1 protein-coding gene is annotated in these 507 nt (G+C 47.1%); it reads left to right on the top strand.

Annotated elements, in window-relative coordinates; genetic code table 11:
• Positions 1-507: RNA-guided endonuclease TnpB family protein (locus J7439_RS26220; protein ID WP_209204993.1), on the top strand; the 507-nt coding region annotated here is incomplete at both ends.

The following is a 507-nucleotide window of genomic DNA, read 5'->3' as shown; positions in this document are numbered from 1 at the left end:
GTTCATCACTTCAGACGGTGAAAAATCCGGCAATCCAAGACACACCAAACGCTACGAGGAAAAGCTCGCCTACCTTCAGCGTCAGTTGTCAAAAAAGCAGAAAGGCAGTAGTAACAGAGCCAAAGCAAAGCTCAAGGTTGCACGTACTCATGCCAAGATCGCTGATTGCCGGATGGATGCTACCCACAAAGCATCCCGCAAACTCATTAACGAGAACCAAGTCGTAGTTTGTGAAGACCTTGCAGTGAAGAACATGATTAAGAATCCAAAACTGGCAAAACACATAGCCGACGCAAACTGGGGAGAATTTGTCCGACAGTTGCAGTACAAGGCAGAGTGGGCTGAAAGACAGGTCGTTCAGATCGACCGATTCTTTCCAAGCTCAAAGCGTTGCTCAGGTTGCGGGTTTGTCCATGAAAGTCTGCCGTTGTCTGTTCGTGAATGGGACTGCCCTGAGTGCAATACCCATCACGACAGAGATATTAATGCAGCCATTAATATTAAAAC

The organism is Salinisphaera sp. G21_0, assembly GCF_017744115.1.
GTDB lineage: Bacteria > Pseudomonadota > Gammaproteobacteria > Pseudomonadales > Endozoicomonadaceae > Endozoicomonas.
Note: the sequence above shows the minus strand (reverse complement) of the source record. Positions and strands in the feature narration are given on the sequence as shown.